The sequence below is a fragment of the Candidatus Deferrimicrobiaceae bacterium genome (assembly GCA_035256765.1).
In the GTDB taxonomy this organism is placed as follows: domain Bacteria; phylum Desulfobacterota; class Deferrimicrobia; order Deferrimicrobiales; family Deferrimicrobiaceae; genus CSP1-8.
In genome coordinates this window covers 1-6877 of sequence record DATEXR010000047.1, presented here as the reverse complement: position 1 = coordinate 6877, position 6877 = coordinate 1, and the positions used below count along the sequence as shown (strand labels likewise).

At 66.2% G+C, this 6877-nt stretch carries 5 protein-coding genes; 1 reads left to right on the top strand and 4 read right to left on the bottom strand.

Annotated elements, in window-relative coordinates:
- Together VJ307_01505 and VJ307_01500 are read right to left on the bottom strand one after the other, a co-directional pair.
- Nucleotides 1-2229, bottom strand: a 2229-nt coding sequence (locus tag VJ307_01505; GenBank protein ID HJX72804.1) for a penicillin acylase family protein, incomplete at its 3' end; no start/stop codon positions are given.
- Nucleotides 2226-3293, bottom strand: coding sequence for a hypothetical protein (locus VJ307_01500; protein HJX72803.1), 1068 nt, complete (start codon nucleotides 3291-3293; stop codon nucleotides 2226-2228). The genes VJ307_01505 and VJ307_01500, both read right to left, overlap by 4 nt.
- A 158-nt stretch (nucleotides 3294-3451) precedes the next feature.
- On the opposite strand from VJ307_01500, the gene VJ307_01495 reads away from it, so the two are divergent.
- Entirely contained in the window at nucleotides 3452-3940 is a 489-nt protein-coding gene (locus VJ307_01495; protein HJX72802.1) for a ferritin family protein, read from the top strand.
- Nucleotides 3941-3955: 15 nt separating this feature from the next.
- On the opposite strand, the gene VJ307_01490 is transcribed toward VJ307_01495, so the two are convergent.
- Both VJ307_01490 and VJ307_01485 read right to left on the bottom strand, forming a co-directional pair.
- Entirely contained in the window at nucleotides 3956-5959 is a 2004-nt protein-coding gene (locus tag VJ307_01490) for a cation:proton antiporter (protein ID HJX72801.1), read from the bottom strand.
- Between the two features lie 258 nt (nucleotides 5960-6217).
- Nucleotides 6218-6877 (bottom strand): CoA transferase (locus tag VJ307_01485; GenBank protein HJX72800.1); only part of this gene is annotated, 660 nt, incomplete at its 5' end.

The window sequence follows — 6877 nt, the reverse complement described above, 5'->3', positions numbered from 1 at the left end:
CCGGAAGCCGAGCGGGACGACCTGGCGCATCGACGGCCCGACCAGGACGTGGAAGTCGGTGCCGTGGCGGAACTCCTCCTTGAAGACGGTCCGCCCGTCGCCCGGCACGGGGTGCGGTCCGATGTTGAACCACCGCCTGAGGTACCGTTTCTTCCCGAAGGGGTGCTCGAAGGTCACCTGGTGGAGCCGGTCCCACCGCCAGGTCGAGGAGACATTCCCGAGGCGGTATTTCAGGAACGCCATCGCGTCCAGGAGGGAGCGGGCGGCGAGATCGTCGAGCGTCTCCTTGTAGCCGGTCTCCCGGTTCGCGAGGAAGGGGGAGTCCCCCCGGTCGATCGCCCGGTCCATCGCGTTCCACAGGAGGCGCGAGGTCCGGGTCGTCTCCTCGAACAGTTCCGGCCCCAGATCGTCCCGGAAGGCGTTCTCGATCATCTTTTCGTAGAAGACCTCGAAGAGCGACGCGCCGGGGCTGTCCCCGGATACGCGCAGGTCCCACCCCGAGAGGATCCTCGCCGCGTCCCCGAAGTCCTGCGATTCCCTCTCCCGCAGCCTCGCCACCCGGACCGCGAGAGAAACCGCCCGGGCCGCGTCCGGCCGGAAAACGTCGCGCTGCATCCGCTCGAACTTCTCCACGGAGAACTTCTCCCCCTCCGCGAGCATCCCGAGGATCCGCTTCCCGCGATCCGGCGGCTCGTAAAGCCGGGAGAGGTAATGTCCGTAGGAATTTTCCGCGGGGGGGAAGTTGGCGGCGGCTACGTAGCCCTCCGGCGGATTCCACACCTTCGGGTTTTCGGAGAACGGGACCGTCCCGGTCCACTCCCACTCCCCCGTATCCCCGGGGACCGGCAATAGGCCGCTTCCCCCCTTGCGCACCGGGATCTTCCCGGCCATCACCACCCCGATGTTCCCCTCCCGGTCCGCGTACACGATGTTCTGGGCCGGGTGGGGAAACCGCGAGACGGCATCCAGAAACTCCATCCGGTTGCGGGCGTGGTTCAACGCGTACAGCGCGCCCACCGGGTCGCCGCCGTCGAACCCCACCCAACGGAACGACAGCGCGGCGGACACCCCCGCAAGGACCGGGGAAAGGACGGGGCCGTGCGCCGTCTCCCACACGGTGACCGTCTCCTCCTTCCGCCCCCGGACCCGGATCCTCTCGACGCGCTTCGTCATGGGGATCCATTTCCCGCGGAACATCACCCGCTCCCCGTCCACCCTCTCGAAGAAAAAGTCCGCGTCGTCCAGCATCACGTTGGTGAACCCCCAGGCGATGCCGGGGTTGTGCCCGATGATCACGCCGGGGGCGCCGGGGAAGGAGACCCCGTAGACGTCCACGCCGGGGGCGACCAGGTGGTTTTCGTACCAGAGAGAGGGGCAGGGGAGCAGGATGTGGGGGTCGTTCGCCAGAAGCGGCCGCCCCGTCGCGCTCTTCCCCCCCGAGACGGCCCAGGCGTTGGAGCCTCCCGCGCGGGGGAGATCCCCTACCGTCCGGGAAAGGGACGCGAGGCCGTCGGAGAGAACCGACGGCGAAACTCCGGGAAGCGACGAGGCGACGAACGCCGGAGCGATGACGGGGGAATCGGGGGGGACCCGGGGCATCAGGTCTTCCGCCATCTCCCGGGAAAGCTTTTGAACGGCCCGGTAGAGCGCGATCTCCTCTCCCCACTGGGCCAGGCCGAACGACTTCAGCAGACCGATGGCGATGATGTCCTCGGGGGTGAACCTTCGCGGAGCCGCGTCCAGGAGGCGCAGCTCCACCGGCCAGGCCCGCAGCGACTCCATCGCCGCGTTCACTCCCTCGCAGTAGGCCCGGACGATCCCCTTCGACTTCTCCGGCAGGGAGGCGAACAGGCCGGGGGCCCGGGCCGCGAACCCCAGGTGCCGGAAGAGCCGGTCGGCGGGAAGGGCTTCCTCGCCGAAAATCTCCGCCAGCTCCCCCCGGGCCAGCCTCCTCTCCAGGTCCATCGGGAAAAGGCGGTCCTGGGCGTGGACGAACCCCTGCGCGAAGGAGAGGTCGTGGTCGTTCGCCGCGGTGATGTGGGGGATGCCGTACGCGTCCCGGGCGATCTCGACGGGGGCCGCCAGGCCGGGGACGGAAAGGGAGCCTTCCCGTTGCGGCACGCTCGTCTGGAAGAAGGACGAACAGGCGGCCAGCAGAAGAGAGGAGGCGGCGAGAAGGCGGCCGACCCCTCGGCGGAACGGCGCGGGGGAAAGGGCCCCCCCGTTCATCGCTTCCCGAACACCCGGGCCTTGACGTTCCCCAGGACCTTCTCGAAGACCTCGCCCGTGTAGGTCCGGATGTGCCGGCGCATCTGGATGAGGTACCGCTCGATCTCCGCCCATTCCCGGATGATGATCCGCATCTGGTCCCGGTACGCATTGTCGTAGTCGGCCTGCATTCTCGCCCGGAGGGCGTCCTGCTTCCCCTGGTCGTCGGGGTACACCTTCCAGGGGAGGAAATCGTGGATCGGCTCGAAGATCCGGACGTCGGTGTCGTCCAGGTGGAACAGTTCGATGTTGTCGATCACGTACACCTTCTTCCCCGGAGACGCCACGTAGTGGCCGTACCGCAGGGCCGTCCCGACGCAGTCCCCCAAAGCGTCCTGCCTCGCCACCCCGTCCACCCACCAGGTCCACTCCCGCAGGATCCGGGAGGTCGTGACCCCCTCGTCCAGATAGATGTTCACCCCTTCCTCCTTCGGCTTCAGGAGGATCTCCTCGCCCTGCGGGGTCACGTGATGGACGACGGGGAGAACGGGCAGGCCGACCAACCCCGGCAGGCCGCTGTGGATGTATTCCCCCAGGCAGCCGAAACGCGAGAGGTAGAGGGAATATTCCTTTCCTTTTTCGTCGCGCACCCGGAAGAGCGTGTCCTTGTGCACCTTCTCCACGAGCTGGACGTCGGTCACCTCGAAGTCGTGGTGGTTTTCCCCGGTCATCCGGGAGAGAAGCTGGAGGATCACCTTCCGAAGTCCCGTCACCTTCAGCTTGGAGGAGAAGATCTTGACCCGGGCGGTTCCCGGCATGAGCCGGATCGCTCCCCGGACCCAGTTGACGTACGAATGCGATATGCTGATCGGAAGCATGTCCGTGCACGTGGGGTCGAGGAGTTCGTCGATCTTCACCTCCCAGAGCGGAATGTGCATGGTGACGAACTCGTGCGTGTTTTCCACCCCGAGGATCTTGAGGATCTTCTCCCTGTCCTTGGTCTTCCGTGCGGAGGCGGGAACCTGGAAATACCGGTCGAGGGCACGTTCGTACTTCGCAAGATCGGCGTGGGCGGCGGAACGCATCGAAAGCCCCTCCCGTCAAGCATGGAGTAACGATAGAATATCCGGGACGATTTCTTATAGTAGCACGCCGCCGGGAAATTCCATGCCCCCTTTCCCCGGCGCGCCGCAAATCCCCCCGACCTTCCCCGGAGGGACGGGACATTTCGCGAGGAGGTGACATGCCGGAAGCCCCCGAAAGCTTCGACAGGATCGTGGAACAGTGCATCCTCATGGAGATCCAGGCGATGAACCTGTACACAACGCTTGCCAACCGCGTGGAGGACGAGGAGACGGCGCGTCTGCTGCGGTACCTCGCCGAGATGGAGGAGTCGCACGTGGGGCGCCTCGTGGAGATCTTCACGGAAGCGAACAAGGACGCGGAGAAGACCCTCTCCCATGTGGACATCATCAAGGCCTTCCGGTCGGAGGCGTGGAAGATGCACAAGGCTCGCCTGGCGGGGGCCGGTCTCACCGAAACGTCGTCCCTGGACGACTACCTCACCTTCGCGATCGTCTCCGAGGCGCACGCCCGCACCCACTACGAACAGCTCTCCGCGCAAGCGAAAGACTCCCCGGCGAAGGAGATCTTCCGGACCCTCTCCCGCGAGGAGGCGACCCACGAAGAGCATCTGAAACGGACGCAGCAGTCGTTCCGGGAGAAACGCTGACCGGATGTTCCGCCTCTACGATCCCCCGGGCGCGCGGGACAGGGCCGAGAGCGCGTCCGCCAGGGGGGCATGGCCGCCGAAGAGAACGAGCTTGTCCTCGACCTGAAGGACCTCGTCCCTTTCCGGCTGGATGATCGCCCGGTCCTTCCGTAGGATGGCCAACAGGACGATCCCCGAGCCGTTCCCCACCGGGAGGTCCCCCACCGTCCGTCTCTCCCAGCCCGAGGAGGGCGCCACGTAGAAGACCTCGATCACCTTCCGGCGGAGGAACTCCTCGAAGCCGGCCAGGACCTCGTCACTGCGCATGGGCCCCCGTTCGCGGAGGATCCGGTACGTTCCGCTCCGGATGATCTCCTCCTGCTGGCGGATCATATGGTCGGGAACATGGTACTCGGCCAGGACCCGCGAGAAGATCTCCACGGACGTTTCGAATTCCTCCGGGATCACCGCGTTCGCCCCGAGGGCGATCAGATCGTCCACGTCCGCCACATACCGGGTCCGCACGAGGATGAACAGGGCCGGGTTGCTCCTCCTCGCAATCGCGACGGCCCGCCTCGTGCCCATCGGATCCGAGATGGCGAGCACCAGGATCCGGGCGCGATCGACGCCCAACCGGTCGAGGATCTCCGGCCGGTTGACGTCCCCGTAAAAGATCGGCTCCCCCGCCGCCCGGGCTTCCCGGACCTGGGCATCGTTGATGTCCACGACCACGTACGAGACGCGCGTGGCTTTCAGGACCCGGGCGAGATTCCTCCCGTTCATCCCGTATCCGGCGATGATCACGTGATTCTCCCTCCCCTTCTGCCGAAGGGCTCGCTCCTCCCGGTTCTCCGGGAAGACGGCCGCCCCCGTCATCCATTGCTCCCACCGGTTTGCGATCCCCGGGCCGGCGTTCATCACGAACGGCGTCGCCACCATGGTCAGGATGGCGATGGCGAGCAGGAACTGGTACTGGATCGGCCCGATGAGCCCGATCCGGTGCCCCTCCGACATGAGGAGGAAGGAAAACTCGCCGATCTGCATGAGGGAGACGGAGACGATCACCACCAGGCGCCACGGGTGCACCAGCGCCCGGATCGCGGCGCCGGCCGAGAAGGTCTTGAGCAAGGCCACCGCCGCCGCCATCGGCAGGATGAGGAGGATGTTGCGGGCGAGAAACGGAAGGTCGAGGAGCATCCCCACGGAGATGAAGAAGACGCCGGTGAAGACGTCACGGAACGGCATGACCTGCGCCGCGATCTCGTGGACGTAGTCCGACTCGGAGATGACCAGCCCCGCCAGGAAGGCCCCCAGTCCCAGGGAGAGCCCCCACCGATGGGCGAGGAAGGCCGTTCCCATGACCACCATCAGCACCGTGAGGGCCAGGATATCCCGGCTGTTCAGCCGGATGACCTCTTTCAAGAGCCGCGGGATGAGGAACCGGGACAGGACGAGCAGCGCCGCGACGCCGATTCCCGCCTTCGCCAGCGTGAGGAAGACCTCGGTCCCCTTCGCCGTCTCCCACTGCCGCAGCGAGGGGATGAGGAGCATCATCGCGATGACCGCCAGGTCCTGGAAGATCAGGATGCCGATGGTGATCCTGCCGGCCCCGGTGTCGATCTCCATCCGGTCGGCAAGCACCTTCAGGACGATCGCCGTGCTCGAGAGGGAGACGACGAATCCGATGAACAATCCTTCCGGAACGGGAAGGCCCCAGAGCGCGAGCACCAGCAGGGTGCACAGGATCGTGGCGGAAACCTGCGCCCCCCCGGCCCACAGCACCTCCCGCCGCATCCTGACCAGGTCCGAAAGCGAGATCTCCAGTCCCACGGTGAACAGGAGGAGCACCACCCCGATCTCCGCCAGGGACTCGACCACCCCGACCTCCGAGACCAACCCCGCCCCCGTGGGGCCCAGGATCGCCCCGGCCACGAGAAAAGCCGCCACCACGGACAGGTGGAGCCGGCTGAAGATGAGGGCGACGACGGTGGCGATGGCGAGCACCACGGCCAGGTCTCGCAGAACGGCGGTATGTTCCAAGGGGCCCTCGGAGCGTTTGGAATCCGACGAGTACGAGTCTATCAACGGGGGGCGACGTTCGCCAATTGGGGGGGGGGATTTTTCCCCTAAAGTCCGGCGCAGGGCCTGCCGATAGTACCGATAGGGAAAAAGACGGAATACGGCTGCCTCTCCTCCCCGGAGAGGCCTGATCGCCCGCGACCCCCGCCATGGAAAAAGCGGGCGACCTTACAACCCCTTGGGGCTCCCTCCATTACCCCAGGGGGTTATTTTTTCGCCCTACAGGACGCCGCACGCGCGAAGGGACCGTATCTCTTCCGCGGCCATGCCGAGTCGGGCGGAATAGATCTCCTCGTTGTCGGCTCCCGGCGGGCGGCAGACGGACCGGATCCTGGGCGGGGTCCCGCTCATTTTCCAGGGGGGAGCGGCAAGCAGGAGGTTCCCGTAGGCCGGGTCGGAAACCCGGGAGAAGCAGCCGCGCTCCCACCAGTTTTCCTCGGAGAGCGTCTCGCAAGGCCGGTTGACCCGGCCCGTCACCACAGCCGCCCCGTGCCCGCTTTTCTTCGACGTGTACTCCTCGATTTCCCGGAGGATCTCGTCGGCCGTCCGCGTTCCCGACCACTCCTCCAGGATCGCGTGCAGGACCTTCTCGTTTTCGATCCTCGTCCTGTCCGGCCCGGTGGAAAATCTCGGGTCGTTCGCCAACTCCGGCCGCCCGATGATGTGCATGAGCGACTCGAACGCCTCGTTGTTGTAGGCCGCGATAAAGGTGTGGCCGTCCCTGCATCGGATGTAGGTGTAGGGGAAGACGGCCGGGTCGAACCTGCCGGTCCGCTGGCGCTCCCGGCCGGCGGTATGCATCCAGGTGATGTTGTAATCGACGAATTTCATCATCGCCTCCGCGCCCGCGACGTCGACCCTCTGCCCCTTTCCGGTGTC